The following is a 15,577-nucleotide window of genomic DNA, read 5'->3' as shown; positions in this document are numbered from 1 at the left end:
GAAAATGGTGTTGCGAAAATGGTTCATGTCTTTGCTCGCTGTCGGGCTTGTTTTCGGATTGGCAGCCTGCAGCGGAGAAAGTGATGCGAAAGGGAAAATCGTGATTGCCGGAAAGAAGTTTACCGAGCAAGTCATTTTGACGCATTTGCTGGCGGAGTATGTGAAAGCCAACACGGATTTGGATGTTGAGGTGAAAGACAGTTTAGGCGGCGCGTTTATGCTCCAGCAAGCCATCAAAAACGGGGATGTCGACATGTATGTCGAATACACGGGGACTGGGTATTTGAACATTTTAAAACAGCCGTACGATCCCGCAAAGACGCCCGAACAAATGTACAACGAAACGAAGAAACTATATAAGGAAAAATACAACATCGCTTGGCTCAAACCACTCGGATTTAACAACACGTATGCGTTGGCGATGAGAAGAGACCTCGCCGAAAAGCTCGGAGTGAAAACGTCCTCCGACTTGGTCAAGCATTCGTCCTCCCTCACGTTCGGGTCGGACGCCGAGTTTTTTGAGCGAAGCGACGGCTATGACGGGCTTGTCGATACGTACGGATTTCACTTCAAAAAAACAGTCAATATCGACCCGGACTTGCAATACGAAGCGGCGAAAAACGGCGAGATTGACGTCATCACCGCCTACACGACCGATGCCCGCATTAAAAAATATGATCTTATTGTATTAAAAGATGATAAACATTACTTCCCGCCGTACCACGCCGTGCCGATCATCCGCCAAGAAGTGCTCGATGCCAACCCAGGTCTTGAAGAAACACTGAACAAGCTGGCCAATATTTTGAGCGATGAAAAAATGATGAAATTAAACGGCGAAGTCAACTTGGAAGGAAAGCAGCCGCGCGAGGTGGCGATTGACTTCTTGAAGAAGGAAGGACTGATTGACTAGAAAGCGAGGAATGCCCATGATTCGCTTTGAAAACGTGACGAAACAGTATGAAGACGGGTTTGTCGCCTTAAAAAATATCAATCTTGACATCCGCAAGGGGGAGCTTGTTGCCTTGATTGGGCCGAGCGGGTGCGGAAAAACGACGACAATGCGGATGATCAACCGGTTGATCGAGCCGACATCGGGCAAAGTGTATATCGACGGGCAAGACATTTCCGAGCTTGACCCGGTCGAACTGCGGCGCAACATCGGCTATGTCATCCAGCAAATCGGCTTGTTTCCGCACATGACGATCGCGGAAAACATCGCCCTCGTGCCGAAGCTGAAAAAATGGGAAAAACACGCCTATGAAAAACGGGTTGACGAACTGCTCGAGCTCGTCGGGTTAGACCCTTCGACGTTCAAGCACCGCTATCCATCGGAGCTCAGCGGCGGTCAGCAGCAGCGCGTCGGCGTCGTCCGCGCCTTGGCCGCCGAGCCGGACATCATTTTAATGGATGAGCCGTTCAGCGCCTTGGATCCGATCAGCCGCGAGCAGCTGCAAGATGACATCGTCCGGCTGCAAGAAGAAATCCACAAAACGATCGTCTTTGTCACCCACGATATGGATGAGGCGATTAAAATCGCTGATCGGATCGCGCTCATGAAAGACGGGGAAATCATCCAGTTCGCCACACCCGACCAAATGCTTCGACGGCCAGCGAACTCGTTTGTGCGCGAGTTTATTGGGGAAAACCGATTGCTTACAAAGCAGACGGCCGTGCCGACGGCGGAAGATTTAATGTCGGCGGATGTCGCGACCATCTCCCCGCGGCGCGGCTTGGCCGAAGCGTTCCGATTGATGAAAGCGAGAAAAGTAGATAGTTTGGTCGTTGTCGATAAAAAGCAAGCCTTTCTCGGCATCGTCACGCTGAAACAAATCGAACAGCGCTATAATGAAGAGCATTTGTTAGTCGCCGACATCGCCGATTACGATGTGACAACATTGGCGAAAGAAGCGGACGTCACGAACGTCGCCGCCTTGTTTCAAAACCCGGATGTGCGCATTATCCCGGTGTTGGACGGCGACCGACTTGTCGGCGGGATTACACGCTCGAGCATGATGCGGGCGCTCGCTGAGTGGACGTTCCAGCAGCACGCGTAACGGTGATGAATACAATGCGGGCGAATGGGAGCGCAAAACATGGCGCCGTCCCAACCCGGACCATCCTCTCAAACACAAAACGGCCGCTCACGACTCGGTGACGATCTCATATTTTCCATCTAATCGATGATGAAGCGGCAGCCATCCACTGCCGCTTTTTCCGCCAAGGAGGGATAAAATGGAGTTATTACAAACGTTTATCGAACGAAAAGAAGACATTTGGATCGCCTTTCAAGAGCATGTGCTGCTATCGGCCATTGCCATGGGCATCGCGATTGCCGTCGCCGTGCCGCTTGGCGTCGTGCTGACGCGGTATCGCAAACTCGCCGAGCCGATCATCGGCGCCGCCGCCCTCATTCAAACGATTCCGAGCTTGGCCTTGCTTGGGTTTATGCTTCCGATTTTCGGCATCGGCAAACTGCCGGCGATCATCGCCTTGACGCTGTATGCCCTGCTGCCGATTTTGCGCAATACGTACACCGGCATTCTCGGCGTCGATCCCGGCGCTTGTGGACGCTGGACGGGGGATGGGGATGACATCGCGGCAAATTTTATGGATGGTTGAACTCCCTCTCTCGCTTCCCGTCATTATGGCTGGCGTGCGCACGGCGACGGTGCTGACAATCGGCGTCGCCGCGTTGGCGACACTCATCGGCGCCGGTGGGCTTGGCGACTTGATCGACCGCGGCTTGCGCATCGCCGACAAAAACTTGATTTTAGCCGGCGCCATCCCCGCTGCGATATTAGCGATTTTGTTTGACTGGCTGCTGCGCAAAGTCGAAAAGAAAGTGACGCCGAAAGGGCTGTAACGAGCCATCGGGTGTTGACCTCCTCATACCCGCCTGACAGCCAACAAACACGGCGACACTTACGTAAAATGTCCTATGATGAAAAGCGGCTTGAAGAAGGTGTCCCCCAGCAAATCAGGACACCTTCTTTTCTCTTTGGAAATCACCATTTAGTTGTCCACATCCTTTCATCCTTCTGCTCTGAGATCGGATTATTTTAAACGCAGCGTTGTCATACCTGTGATGACCCCTTCGTTCATGGAATACACATGATGACACAGCGACTCGACATCTACTTTGTGGTGAGACGTCAACAAAATGGTGCAGCCTCTTTCGTTTTCTTCCCTGATAATCTCATACACTTGGTCTACGGATTTTTCATCCAACCCATTCATCGGTTCATCGAGCAGCATCAGTTGCGGTTTCTCCATAATGCACTGCGCGATGGCCAGCCTTTGTCTCATCCCAAGAGAATACGCTTTCACCGGCCTTTTATCACGCGGATCTAGACCCACCCGTGCGATTGCTTCTTCCACCTCACGCTTGCCGATTTTGTTTTGAATCATGGCTAAAAAATGTAAATTATCGAATCCTGAGTATTGCTCAAGGAAACCCGGTTTTTCCAACAAAACAGCAATATCGCTTGGAAACGATACGTCTTGATGCAACGTCTGGCCAAATACCGTCACTGTGCCGCTGGACGGTTTGACGAGTCCGCTTATGACTCGAAATAACATCGTTTTCCCAGATCCGTTCGGCCCGACGAATCCATAAATCTTTCCTCTCTCCAACTCTAAGTTCATATTGCGCAAAACTTCCCTTGTTTTTATCGTTTTGGAAACATTGGACAAAACGACTGCCTTCATGTCGAAAACCTCCTAAATATAATCCGCGTTCTTCACTCTCTTAATCGTCCAATACCCGAACGCAATGATTGACAAGAGTTCCACGATCAAGGCAGACCACCATATCGAACTGCTCCGCACAAGATCCACCATGCTGTAGTACAAAGGAACAAAAGGCATCGGCATCTTGACACCCACAAAAAACAAAGCGAGAATGACGGCATTCGCTACATGATGGTTGGCATACACGTTCAACAACATCCACAAACCGGCATGCCAATATAAATTCACGGCGATGCCAATGAACATGAGCACCAGCGAACGGTCAAACGAAAACGACATATGCGCCACAAAAAGGCCGAAGCCGCCAGCAATCAAAAACACCGACAAGACATATCCCAATGTAAACATGGCCCCTGCCAGCAGCCTAGCCATTGTATATGACGTCGCATCCCTCAACACAAGGAACAGTTTATGCTCAAAATATTTATCCCGTTTTTTCCAAACGATTTGGAGCAACACGATATAGCCGAAACAAATCATCAACCAATACATCCAATTGGAAAACGTCACCGCTCCAAATAAGCGGGCGAACAACTCCGATAGGCGCTGGGAAGAAAACGCCTCTGACCGACTGGACATCATAATGCCCAACAGCGGAAACAGGAGGCAGGTGATGAAAATTCTTTTAGCATCGATTTTGATCAGGGTAAACTCCAAATCCATCGGTTTCATAAAAGATCATCCTGAACATAGTAGTTTTTTTGGCTTGACGAAAGACAAATGATATAGACCAACACCACCATCATCATAATGAGAAGCAAAATTGTCCAAACGGGAGCCGTCCGTTCGCTTATGTAAAACAAATAAGGGAGGATGTGCACAGTGAACATATCCAATATAGCCAGTATGATGACGGCAACGAAGGCGAAAAAGCGATTCCATCCAAAATCAATGAACGCTATAAACAACAATCCGTATATAACTGTAATAAAAAAATACATAACTAGAAAGTAGGGAAACGAGCTTTTATCTCCGCTATGCGGCACGTACAAAAAAGCCGCATGGACGTTTTGTATATTGGGATAGATGATGTATTTCGCAAACGTTGTACATAATCCTCCTACTGCGGCAACCCAGAGAGACACGCCCCCTGCCAGAACGATGACCAACAACGCTTTATGCAGCCCGATTTGCCTTCGCGTGCGATATCTTCTTAGGACTACCCACGCATTAGTTTGAAGGGCGGAGCCTAAAAGAAGCAAAAACGCAGGCAGATGAAAAAATTCATATCGATAGAGCAAGATAAAATCTTTAAGACTGTGCCACTTCCCAACCATCACCATTCCTAACGGAAAGATGCCCGCCACCATCAACAAAGCCATAACACCCAAAATAATCTTGAGAACGGCTCGCTGTAACACCAAATCTTGCCAGACAAAAAAAACGTTCTGTCTAGAGAACATCTTCACTTTTCTTCACTCCATATGAAAATACCCCTACCGCAATCAACAATTGGAGGACAAACACGATGACGATTTTCCAATAGGACAATCCTTCCACTGGCTGTGAAGGAATTAAGAAATTAAACGGATCCCAGCCAAGTTGGCTGGTGATAGTCAGCGCCGCCCAACAAACCATATAAATGATTTGCGGCATCAAAGTAATCAAATATCGATTTTTCAATAAAAACGAAAATCCCAAACCAAGACAAACGTAGCCGCCGGCAAACAACCCGCCCATGACATAATACGCAAGAACATACCAATAAGGGGAGATTTCCAATAAAGGAGAAAACAGGCGTTTCTTTTCCCCTTCAAATGAATTGTCTGGCAACGGCAACGTGCCATTGACCAATTGCCGGTAGGCCTGTGAAAAGCTCGAATAATCCCAATGGTTCGTCAAAAGATTCACCAGCACAACTCCCAGCACGAGAGGAAGGAGGAACAGGAGGAAAGCACTAATGTAAGCAAACAGAAATTTCCTTCTGTAATAAACGTTTCTTCCCATCCGTGTCAATTGATAATGAACATTTCCGCTCTTTCGTTCACGATAAATCGAATCTACCAATGGAATCGACAACAATAGTGGAAAAAGAAAGTAATATAGAGATGAAAGTACATTAAAGCGGTAGCCTCCTAGACCAACCCATTCAAGGTGGGGGGAAGTCAAGGCGAAAACATTTGGGTCGTGATGATAAATTCGTTGAAGCAACTGCACGTTTTCACGATAATCTTTCACCCCCAACACAACCGCGCCAATGACGAGCAACAACAGGCAAGCCGCGCTAATATAAAGGTTTCTATTTTTCAAAAGTTTGAGCAATTCCGCATACATCATATCATCCCCTAATTCTTCTGTTAAGGTCCGTCTTCTTCGTGATAATGGAAGAAGACGAACCCGATGAAGCAAACCGCTTTCTTATCCAAGTTGACCGAACATATCTATAACTCAATCAATTGTCGGGATAAAATTTGCCTGCGATGTCAACCGTAACGTAAGTGAAGGATGCATTTTCCGCCACTAATGAAACTTTTTTACCAACAGCGCTTTGATCGACCGTGAAATAACGCGTGTCATTGTCGGTCACATCCTTTGCTGTTGGCGACACTTTTGTCGAACCTTGCTGAATCCACATATTGGCTTTATATTCGGCGCCAACAACCGAATTTTCCACTTTGCTTTTACTGTTCGTCGCTTTATTGGCGCTTGCTAATTCTGTATCGCCTTGAAAGCGAGGGAGAACCCCAGCATACGTAACATAAGATGCGGCGCTGACTCCCCCTACCACAATGAACGAAATAAAAGCAAGCAAAGCAGCAACTTTTTTAAGTCTTTGCTTCATGATTCGATCCCCTCTCCCCTAATCAATTTTTGAAAACGCAGGACCGGTCCTATGAGATATTTATAACGCTAAAAAATAATAATTTAATAAAATTAACACCAAATGTCTATATATCAAAAATTTAAAACTGGAGATTTTATCCATGCTTATAGAACTGAACAGAACAATGATGAAGCGTGAGGGGGCTTGGAATATGGTTTTATGGCGGTATTATAAACGATTATTCACAGATACCTTGAAGCTTTAACATTTGTCGCTTTTACGGAACGTTTGCTCGACTGTCGAGCGACCGAAGAACGCGCTTCCAGATCCCTAGGTCTGTAAAGCGCATGATTGTTCAGTCTTCCGTCACGCCTTGGCGTGACGGAGGCAAGCCTGTCGCTTGCCTTCGACAGCCGAAAATGGACAAACCGCTTTTCCGTCAAGGATATGTTAAACTTCTTCGTTGTATCTATAAGTTGCAATTTTGTTTTACATCCAGCTGACTGCCTTCCACGTTATACCATATCAGCTCGTATTGAGATGAAAGCAGAAACGAAAAATCGGAAATTCCTTATTGCAACTTATATAGTCAATGTTAATAAGGCATTTCCACCAAAGGAAATGCCTTAAAGAATCGAGCATATTGACCATCGTGTAATATGGCGTTGAATAAGCATCTCCTGATGTCCGCTACTTCACCCCCACCGTCTGGCTTTGGCGAATGGCTTGGCGCAAGTCGTCCAAAATGTCGTCGATCGCTTCCGTGCCGACGGACAGGCGCACAAGGCCTGGGGTGACGCCGGCGGACAGCTGTTCTTCCGGGCTCAGCTGCTCGTGCGTCGTGCTGGCCGGGTGGATGATGAGCGATTTCGAATCGCCGATGTTGGCCAAATGAGAGAACAGCTTGACCGAGTCGATCAGTTTTTTGCCGGCTTCAACGCCGCCTTTGATTTCAAACGTGACGATCGCCCCTTGCCCATTCGGCAAATACTTTTTCGCCAGTTCATGCGACGGATGGCTTGGAAGGCCTGGATAGCTGACCGATTCGACCGCCTCTTCCTCTTCTAAAAACTTGGCGACGGCAAGCGCGTTTTCGCTATGGCGCTGCATCCGCAAATGGAGCGTCTCCAGCCCTTGCAAAAGCAAAAACGCATTAAAGGGCGACAGCGCCGCTCCTAAATCGCGCAACAGCTGGATGCGCGCTTTCGTAATGTACGCCGCTTCACCGACGGCATCTACATATACCAAACCGTGATAGCTCGGGTCCGGTTCGGTGAACTCCGGGAACTTGCCGCTTCCTTTCCAGTCAAACTTGCCGCTGTCAACAATAACGCCGCCGATCGAATTGCCGTGCCCGCCGATAAACTTCGTCGCCGAGTGGACGACGATATCGGCGCCAAACTCGATCGGCCGCAATAAGTATGGGCTCGCTACCGTGTTGTCGACAATCAGCGGGATGGCGTGGCGATGGGCGATGTCGGCCACCGCTTCAATGTCCAACACATCGTTTTTCGGGTTGCCGATCGTTTCGGCAAACAGCGCTTTCGTTTTGTCGGTGATCGCCCGCTCAAAGTTTTCCGGATCGGACGAATCGACAAACTTCACCGTAATGCCGAACTTGCGCATCGTATGGGCGAACAAGTTGTACGTGCCGCCGTAAATGGACGAAGACGAGACGATTTCATCGCCCGCCGAGGCGATGTTGATGATCGAATAAAACACTGCCGCCTGCCCCGATGACAGCGCGAGCGCCCCGATCCCGCCTTCGAGTGCGGCGATCCGCTTTTCGAGCACATCGTTCGTCGGGTTCATAATGCGGGTGTAAATGTATCCTTCCTCTTTCAAGCCAAATAAATTGGCTGCATGCTCACTGTCGCGGAACACATATGAACTCGTTTGGTAAATCGGCACCGCCCGTGAGCCCGTCTCCGCATCCGGTTTTTGCCCGGCGTGAACGGCGAGCGTCTCCGGGCGGAAAGCGCGTTCTTCACTCATCGTTTTTATCCCCCTCTTTTTTGTTTCTTCCTCTCCCGCTCATCCTGGTGTCTATATCCAACTAATTCAGTTGGTTTTATATAAAAATCTACCATTTCCGCTGAGGGCTGTCAATTGTATTTTTCAAAAAATCTAAAAAATCTCCTTATAGGAGAAGCCCGCTGATTGGCGGGCTTTTCTTGTCATTTAGCGCTTCTTGATTTCTTCCACGAGCAGCTTATTGACAAGCGGTGGGTTCGCTTGTCCTTTTGTCGCTTTCATCACTTGCCCGACGAGGAAGCCGAGCGCGCGGTCTTTGCCGTTTTTATAGTCTTCGACCGACTGTGGGTTGGCGTCCAGCACTTCGAGCACGATTTTGCGCAACGCTCCTTCGTCGGAAATTTGCACGAGCCCTTTTTCTTTGACGATTTTCTCCGGGTCGCCGCCGTGTTCGACGAGTTCTTTAAACACTTTTTTAGCGATTTTCGACGAAATTGTACCGTTTTGGATCAGTTTGATCATCCCAGCCAAGCTTTCCGGCGTCAAGGCGATGTCATGGAGCTCTTTTTGCTCGGCGTTTAAGTACCCAGACACCTCAACCATCAGCCAGTTCGACGCCAGTTTCGGATCGGCGCCGTTCGCAACGGTCGCTTCGAAGAAGTCCGCCATTTCTTTTGTCAATGTCAACACTTTGGCATCGTATTCCGGCAAGCCGAGCTCTTTGACATACCGCTTCCGGCGGGCGTCGGGCAGCTCTGGAATCGAGGCGCGGACGCGCTCTTTCCATTCGTCGTCAATGTAAAGCATCACCAAGTCCGGCTCTGGAAAGTAGCGGTAGTCTTCCGAGCCTTCTTTGACGCGCATCAGCACCGTCGTTTTTGTCGCTTCGTCAAAGCGCCGCGTTTCTTGGCGGATGACGCCGCCGGAGAGCAAAATTTTCTCTTGCCGCTTCGCTTCGTACTCAAGCCCCATGCGGACGAAGTTGAACGAGTTTAAGTTTTTCAATTCCGTTTTCGTGCCGAACTTGTCCGAACCAATCGGGCGAAGTGAAATGTTGGCGTCGCAGCGGAGCGACCCTTCTTCCATTTTGCAGTCGGAGACGCCCGTGTATTGGATGATCGCTTTTAATTTTTCCAAGTAGGCGTACGCCTCTTCCGGCGAACGGATGTCGGGTTCCGAGACGATCTCAATGAGCGGTGTCCCTTGGCGGTTAAAATCGACAAGCGAATAGCCGTCGCCCGTATGCGTCAATTTGCCAGCGTCCTCTTCTAAGTGAATCCGGGTGATGCCGATTTTTTTCTTTTTCCCGTTCACTTCAATTTCAATCCAGCCGTTTTTGCCGAGCGGCTGATCGTATTGCGAAATTTGGTACGCTTTCGGGTTATCCGGATAAAAGTAGTTTTTGCGGTCAAATTTCGTTTCGGTCGCGATTTCGCAGTTTAACGCCATCGCCGCTTTCATCGCAAATTCGACCGCCTGGCGGTTCAAGACCGGCAGTACGCCCGGATACCCTAAGTCGATGACGTTCGTTTGCGTGTTCGGGGGCGCGCCGAACGCGTTCGGGCTGCTTGAGAAAATTTTCGATTTCGTTTTCAGCTCGACGTGCACCTCAAGTCCGATGACCGTTTCAAAGTTCATCACCTATCCCCCCTTACAACACCGGTTTTTGCTTATGGTAGTCCGTCGCCTGCTCAAACGCATGGGCGACGCGGTAGACGGTGCTTTCATCGAAGTGCTTGCCAATGATTTGCAAGCCGACTGGCAAGCCGTCGACAAAGCCGCACGGCACGGAAATGGCCGGCACGCCTGCCAAGTTGACCGGAATCGTTAAAATGTCGTTCATGTACATCGTCAGCGGATCGTTTGTTTTCTCGCCGATTTTAAACGCCGGCGTCGGCGTTGTCGGACCGATGATGACGTCATATCGTTCAAAGACGTTCTCAAAATCTCGTTTGATTAACGTCCGCACTTTTTGTGCTTTTTTGTAGTACGCATCGTAATAGCCCGAGCTTAACGCGAACGTCCCGAGCATAATGCGGCGCTTGACCTCCGCTCCAAACCCTTCGCTTCGTGTCAGTTTATACATATCGATCAAGTTTTTCGCGTTGTCCGTCCGGTAGCCGTAGCGCACGCCGTCAAAGCGAGCGAGGTTCGCCGATGCTTCCGACGAAGCAAGCAAATAGTACGTCGCGAGCGCATATTTCGAATGCGGCAGGGACACTTCTTCCCACGTCGCACCGAGCTTCTCAAGCACGTTGAGCGCCTCAAACACCGACTGGCGCACGCCTTCTTCGACGCCTTCGCCTACATATTCTTTCGGCACGGCAATTTTTAAACCTTTAATATCTCCTGTCAGCGCCTCGACATAGTTCGGCACTGGAATGTTCGCCGACGTGGAGTCCATCGGGTCGACGCCAGCGATCGCTTGCAATAAATAGGCGTTGTCTTCGACCGTGCGCGTAATCGGGCCGATTTGGTCGAGCGACGACGCAAACGCGACGAGGCCAAAGCGCGAGACGCGGCCGTATGTGGGCTTCAGTCCGACAACACCGCAAAACGCCGCCGGCTGGCGGATCGACCCCCCCGTATCCGAGCCTAACGAAAACGGCACTTCACCGGCCGCCACCGCCGCCGCCGAACCGCCGCTCGAGCCGCCCGGAACGCGCTCTAAGTCCCACGGGTTGCGCGTCAGTTGAAAACCAGAGTTTTCCGTCGACGAGCCCATGGCGAACTCGTCCATGTTCAGCTTCCCGACCGTGATCGTCCCTGCAGCGTGCAACCGTTCCATGACGGTGGCGTCGTAGATCGGGTCAAAGTTGTATAAAATTTTGCTTGCGCATGTCGTGCGCAGTCCTTTGGTGACGATGTTGTCTTTAATGCCGATCGGCAAGCCGAACAGCGGGTTCGTTTCTTCGCCCTTGGCGAGCTGGTCATCGAGCTCCTTCGCTTTCGCCCGCGCCTGTTCTTCATTTAACGTTAAAAACGCTTGCACTTTCTCTTCCACTTCGCCGATGCGGCGGAACGATTCGTCGACTAAATCGGAAATCGATACTTCCTTTTTCTGCAGCAACGTATGTAATTCCGACACCGTATGATCAAAAAGCGGCATAAATCCCCCTCCTTTACTCTAAAATGGCCGGCACGCGGAACTGGCCGTCTTGCTGGTCTGGTGCGTTTTTCAACACTTCCTCACGCGGCAGCCCCGGTTCGGGAATATCCTCGCGCATGACGTTTCTCATATCGAGCACGTGTGAAGTCGGCGGAACGTTCTCCGTATCCAATTCATTCAACTGCTCGGCAAACGTAATGATCGCATCAAGCTGTTTCGTAAACATCTCCGCCTCTTCATCCGTAATCGCCAACCGCGCCAAATCAGCGACATGTTTCACTTGTTCAATCGAAATTCGCGACATTTTGTTCACCTCCGCATGGTCGACCTTCCACAATACTATGATGATACCAAACGTTAAGGAAATAAAGCAACATTCCAGCCAACATTTGCTTTGTTGCCCATTGACATATACGAACATATGTACTATAATAGCCATAACTGATGAAAAAGGGGGAATAATGACGATGAGTGACGCCTTGCTTGCCCAAGTGCTCGACCGCTTGAACGCGATGGACGGGACACTGCAAAAGCTCGTGGAAGGCCAAGAGCGGCTCGAGCGGGAACAAATCGCCATTCGCCAGGAGCAGCAAGAAATCCGGAAAGAGCAACAAGAAATCCGGAAAGAGCAACAGGAGATTCGAAAAGAACAACAAGAGATTCGCAAAGAGCAGCAAGAAATCCGTTTGGAACAACAGCGTCTGCGCCAAGAACAAGATTCGCTTCGCACCGGACAAAAGGAATTGAACGGCATCGTGACCGCCCTTCTTCATCGTCAAGACGAAACGGACGCGAAGCTGGAAGCTCTCGCCGCTGACGTCCACCATCTTCATCAGGAGTTTGCTTCATTGAAGCAAGCGGTGGAACACCTCGAACAAAAAATGGACTCCCGCTACGAGCAATTGGCCGCCCAGATCGAAGACATCAAACTGGACTTGAATTTCATCGCCCACCGCACCGTCGATAACGAACGAATCATCTACAAGCTGAAAGAAATGCTGTTCCGCTGATCGATTCCATCTAGGAGGAGGACGCTATGAATGTCGCGTTTGACCATCTCGTCCACTTGACCGAACGGCCCGAGCAGGTGAAAACGGCATTTGAACAATGGGGGTTTGCGGCCATCCATGGCGGCCGCCATCCGTCATGGGGAACGTATAATGCTTTGTGTTATTTCGACCATTTGCGCTACATCGAATGGATCGGCATTGCCGATGAGCAGACGGCAAAAACGTGCGGAAATCCGCTCATCGCCCAGCTTGCCGCCGACCGCGAAGACGGAAACGGCTTTTCCCAGTTCGCCTTTCGAACGAACGATATCGAAACGTTGGCGGCACAGCTCAAAAACAAAGGGTTCACCCCGATTGGGCCGCTCCCCGGCAGCCGCGAACGCGATGACGGCAAGCCGCTCACATGGTCGATGCTGTTTATCGAAGACGACACAGACGGCGCGTTTCGCTATCCGTTTTTCATTCAGTGGGGCGACGGTGATGACGTACGGATGAACGAGCTGGCGCCGCTCATGCGACACCCGATTGGACCTGTTTCGCTGTCGTCGATAAACGTCTATACCCTCGATCTCCAGCGGGCGGTCAACGGCTACCTCCGGCTGTTTGACTTGCCCGAACCCGATGTGGGGCGCGATGAGGCTGGAATGTATGCGGAGCTCGCTGTCGGCGGCATTGTGCTTCGGTTCTATGAGGCTGACCGCCGCCATCCATCGACGCGTCCGTTTTTGTGCCGGCTTGTGGGTATACAGGAGCTGCACCGCATTGAAATAGATGGCGGAACGTATATCGTTTCCAGGCCGTGATGGGCATGCCTATTCCCACATACTCCCCTTTGCCGCTGAATAAGATGGAATAACCGTATTATCTTCATCATCGCAAGACGCAAACGGCAAAGGGGGAATTCAACCATGTCCCACCCGTATGTTTCTCCAAAACTTTCGATGGAAACGATGGTCTCGATCATTCGAAACGGCTTAAAGAAAGCATCGGCGCCGAAAAACATCGTCATCATCGGCGCCGGCATGGCGGGGCTTGTCGCGGCGTCATTGCTGAAAAAAGCCGGACATCGCATCACCATCCTTGAAGCGTCCGAGCGGGTCGGCGGCCGAATCTACACGCTCCGCTCCAACTTTCGCGACCACCAGTATCTTGAAGCCGGCGCCATGCGCATCCCGCACACCCATCAGTTGACATTGGAATATATCAAAAAATTCAACTTGCCGCTCCACCCGTTTATCAACAGCACTCCCCGCGACATTCTTTATTTTCGCGGCGTGAAAGCGCGTCTTGGCGAATATGAGCAACATCCCGACCTCTTTGGCTTTCCGGTCGCCGCGCATGAACGGGGCAAAACTGCTTCTCAATTATTGCAGATGGCCATTCGTCCGGTTATTCAATTCATTGAACAACATCCGGAACACCATTGGCCGATTGTCATTGAACAACTGGACCGCTACTCGCTGGACGCCTATTTGCGCTACAACCCGTTCGGCCTACAGTTGTCTGTGGGAGCCATCGATATGATCAAAGCCGTTCTTTCGCTCGGAGGATTGCCAGAACTGTCGTTTCTGGAAATGTTGCGTGAGCTCATGGTGCTGTTTACTCCGAACATTCGTTTTTATGAGATTGTGGGAGGAAACGACCGGCTTCCGAAAGCCTTTTTGCCGCAACTGAAGGATGACATCCTTTTCAGCCACAAAGTGCAAAAAATCGTCCAGCACGAAAATGGCGTCACCGTCCACGCCACGCACATCAAAATTCTTCAACCGTTTCAAATCACTGCCGATCACGTGATCGTCACCATCCCGTTTTCGATTTTGCAGTTTGTCGAGATCGAACCGCGCCATTCCTTTTCCGAAAACAAATGGAAAGCCATTCGCGAGCTTCATTACGCCGGTTCAACGAAAACCGGCATCCAGTTTAAAACACGGTTTTGGGAAAAGGAAGGCATGTTCGGGGGCAAAACCGTTTCCGATCTGCCAATTACGTATACACAATATCCAAGCCAAGGCATTGGCACGACGGGGCCAGGCGTCGTACTGGCAAGCTATACGTGGGAAGATGACACGATCCCATGGGACGGCTTAGGCGATGAAGAACGTCTTGAATATACGTTGAAAAATTTAGCCGTCCTCCATGGGGAACAAGTGTACCGTGAATTTGAAACGGGAACGAGCCATAGCTGGGTGCGCTATCCGTATTCCGGCGGCGCCTTTACGATGATGAAGCCGAATCAAGTGACGGAGCTGTCGCCGTACGTTGCGACTCCCGAGGGACGGGTGCATTTTGCCGGGGAACACGCTTCCACCCACCACGGATGGATTCAAGGCGCCATTGAATCCGGCATCCGCGCCGCGTATGAAGTGAACAATTTGCCAGCTTAGCCGGTTCAATCTCTCTCACACGCTCTAGAGCAGCGATGATGGCGGAACGTCTTCATCCGCTCATACAACGTCAAAATATCCTCGGCGCTAACGATGAGATCAAGATCTTCCGGCGCGGCAAATCCGTTTTCGACGGTATGCCGAAGCAAGTCAAGGAGCGGGTTGAAAAACCCGTCCACATTGAGCAGGCCGATCGGCTTTTGATGGAGGCCGACGCGCGACCACGAGAGCACTTCAAACAGCTCTTCGTACGTTCCATAGCCCCCGGGCATGGCGATAAACCCGTCGGCCGCCTCGTACATTTTCGCCTTGCGCGTATGCATCGTATCGACGACCAACAGTTTGGTCAACCGATCATGCGCCACTTCCCGGTCCTTCAAAAATTGCGGAATGATCCCAACTACGCGCCCTTGATGACGCAACGCCGCCTCAGCAACCTCTCCCATCAAGCCCCGCGTCCCGCCGCCGTAAATGAGCGTAATGCCGCTTCGGGCGAAAAACGTTCCGAGCTCTTGGGCTGCTTCTTTATATTTCTGGCTTTGTCCATAACTTGATCCGCAAAACACACAGATGGCTTTCATGATCG

The 15,577-nt window shown here is 50.5% G+C and carries 15 protein-coding genes and 1 pseudogene; 6 read left to right on the top strand and 10 right to left on the bottom strand.

What is annotated here, in order from left to right; genetic code table 11:
* The first annotated feature begins 7 nt into the window (after window positions 1-7).
* The 3 genes and pseudogenes from BJQ97_RS01975 to BJQ97_RS01965 all read left to right on the top strand — a co-directional run bounded on the left by BJQ97_RS01975 (window position 8) and on the right by BJQ97_RS01965 (window position 2,863).
* The gene (locus tag BJQ97_RS01975; protein ID WP_160155302.1) at window positions 8-910 is read left to right on the top strand and encodes a glycine betaine ABC transporter substrate-binding protein; all 903 of its coding nucleotides are present in this window, start codon (window positions 8-10) and stop codon (window positions 908-910) included.
* Window positions 911-926: 16 nt separating this feature from the next.
* The gene (locus BJQ97_RS01970; protein ID WP_160155301.1) at window positions 927-2,054 is read left to right on the top strand and encodes a betaine/proline/choline family ABC transporter ATP-binding protein; all 1,128 of its coding nucleotides are present in this window, start codon (window positions 927-929) and stop codon (window positions 2,052-2,054) included.
* Between the two features lie 178 nt (window positions 2,055-2,232).
* A pseudogene (locus BJQ97_RS01965) lies at window positions 2,233-2,863 on the top strand (ABC transporter permease).
* Window positions 2,864-3,054: 191 nt separating this feature from the next.
* Here BJQ97_RS01965 and BJQ97_RS01960 read toward each other — a convergent pair.
* The 9 genes from BJQ97_RS01960 to gatC form a co-directional block, all read right to left on the bottom strand.
* On the bottom strand, window positions 3,055-3,708 hold the full coding sequence (locus BJQ97_RS01960; RefSeq protein WP_160155300.1) for an ABC transporter ATP-binding protein: 654 nt from the start codon (window positions 3,706-3,708) through the stop codon (window positions 3,055-3,057).
* A 12-nt stretch (window positions 3,709-3,720) separates the two neighbouring features.
* Window positions 3,721-4,422, bottom strand: coding sequence for a hypothetical protein (locus tag BJQ97_RS01955; protein WP_160155299.1), 702 nt, complete (start codon window positions 4,420-4,422; stop codon window positions 3,721-3,723).
* Entirely contained in the window at window positions 4,419-5,159 is a 741-nt protein-coding gene (locus tag BJQ97_RS01950; protein ID WP_160155298.1) for a hypothetical protein, read from the bottom strand. Before BJQ97_RS01950 ends, BJQ97_RS01955 begins: the two co-directional genes overlap by 4 nt.
* Window positions 5,143-6,024 carry an NADH dehydrogenase FAD-containing subunit gene (locus BJQ97_RS01945; protein ID WP_160155297.1) on the bottom strand — a complete coding sequence of 294 codons (882 nt, stop codon included), beginning with the start codon at window positions 6,022-6,024 and terminating at the stop codon, window positions 5,143-5,145. Before BJQ97_RS01945 ends, BJQ97_RS01950 begins: the two co-directional genes overlap by 17 nt.
* 118 nt (window positions 6,025-6,142) lie before the next feature.
* Window positions 6,143-6,532 (bottom strand): hypothetical protein, encoded by a 390-nt coding sequence (locus BJQ97_RS01940; RefSeq protein ID WP_066227320.1) that lies wholly within the window; start codon window positions 6,530-6,532, stop codon window positions 6,143-6,145.
* A gap of 672 nt (window positions 6,533-7,204) precedes the next feature.
* Window positions 7,205-8,509: a homocysteine synthase gene (locus BJQ97_RS01935; RefSeq protein ID WP_160155296.1), complete on the bottom strand. Its 1,305-nt coding sequence runs from the start codon at window positions 8,507-8,509 to the stop codon at window positions 7,205-7,207.
* Between the two features lie 186 nt (window positions 8,510-8,695).
* Window positions 8,696-10,126 (bottom strand): Asp-tRNA(Asn)/Glu-tRNA(Gln) amidotransferase subunit GatB, encoded by a 1,431-nt coding sequence (gatB, locus tag BJQ97_RS01930; RefSeq protein WP_160155295.1) that lies wholly within the window; start codon window positions 10,124-10,126, stop codon window positions 8,696-8,698.
* A gap of 13 nt (window positions 10,127-10,139) precedes the next feature.
* Window positions 10,140-11,597 (bottom strand): Asp-tRNA(Asn)/Glu-tRNA(Gln) amidotransferase subunit GatA, encoded by a 1,458-nt coding sequence (gene gatA, locus BJQ97_RS01925; RefSeq protein WP_160155294.1) that lies wholly within the window; start codon window positions 11,595-11,597, stop codon window positions 10,140-10,142.
* Window positions 11,598-11,610: 13 nt separating this feature from the next.
* Window positions 11,611-11,901: an Asp-tRNA(Asn)/Glu-tRNA(Gln) amidotransferase subunit GatC gene (gatC, locus tag BJQ97_RS01920; protein ID WP_011229790.1), complete on the bottom strand. Its 291-nt coding sequence runs from the start codon at window positions 11,899-11,901 to the stop codon at window positions 11,611-11,613.
* A gap of 157 nt (window positions 11,902-12,058) precedes the next feature.
* On the opposite strand from gatC, the gene BJQ97_RS01915 reads away from it, so the two are divergent.
* The 3 genes from BJQ97_RS01915 (at window position 12,059) to BJQ97_RS01905 (ending at window position 14,991) form a co-directional block, all read left to right on the top strand.
* A complete protein-coding gene (locus BJQ97_RS01915; protein WP_160155293.1) occupies window positions 12,059-12,607 on the top strand; it encodes a hypothetical protein in 549 nt (182 codons plus the stop codon).
* A 26-nt stretch (window positions 12,608-12,633) separates the two neighbouring features.
* Complete coding sequence (locus tag BJQ97_RS01910; RefSeq protein ID WP_160155292.1) at window positions 12,634-13,410, top strand: VOC family protein; 777 nt, start codon at window positions 12,634-12,636, stop codon at window positions 13,408-13,410.
* A gap of 105 nt (window positions 13,411-13,515) precedes the next feature.
* Window positions 13,516-14,991, top strand: coding sequence for a flavin monoamine oxidase family protein (locus tag BJQ97_RS01905; RefSeq protein ID WP_160155291.1), 1,476 nt, complete (start codon window positions 13,516-13,518; stop codon window positions 14,989-14,991).
* Window positions 14,992-14,996: 5 nt separating this feature from the next.
* Here BJQ97_RS01905 and BJQ97_RS01900 read toward each other — a convergent pair whose 3' ends face one another.
* Window positions 14,997-15,572, bottom strand: coding sequence for an LOG family protein (locus tag BJQ97_RS01900; protein WP_160155290.1), 576 nt, complete (start codon window positions 15,570-15,572; stop codon window positions 14,997-14,999).
* Window positions 15,573-15,577 lie beyond the last annotated feature (5 nt).

The organism is Geobacillus sp. TFV-3 (genome assembly GCF_009901865.1).
Taxonomy (GTDB): Bacteria; Bacillota; Bacilli; order Bacillales; family Anoxybacillaceae; genus Geobacillus; species Geobacillus thermoleovorans_A.
The sequence above is the reverse complement of the archived record's forward strand: the minus strand, read 5'-3'. Positions and strand labels throughout refer to the sequence as shown.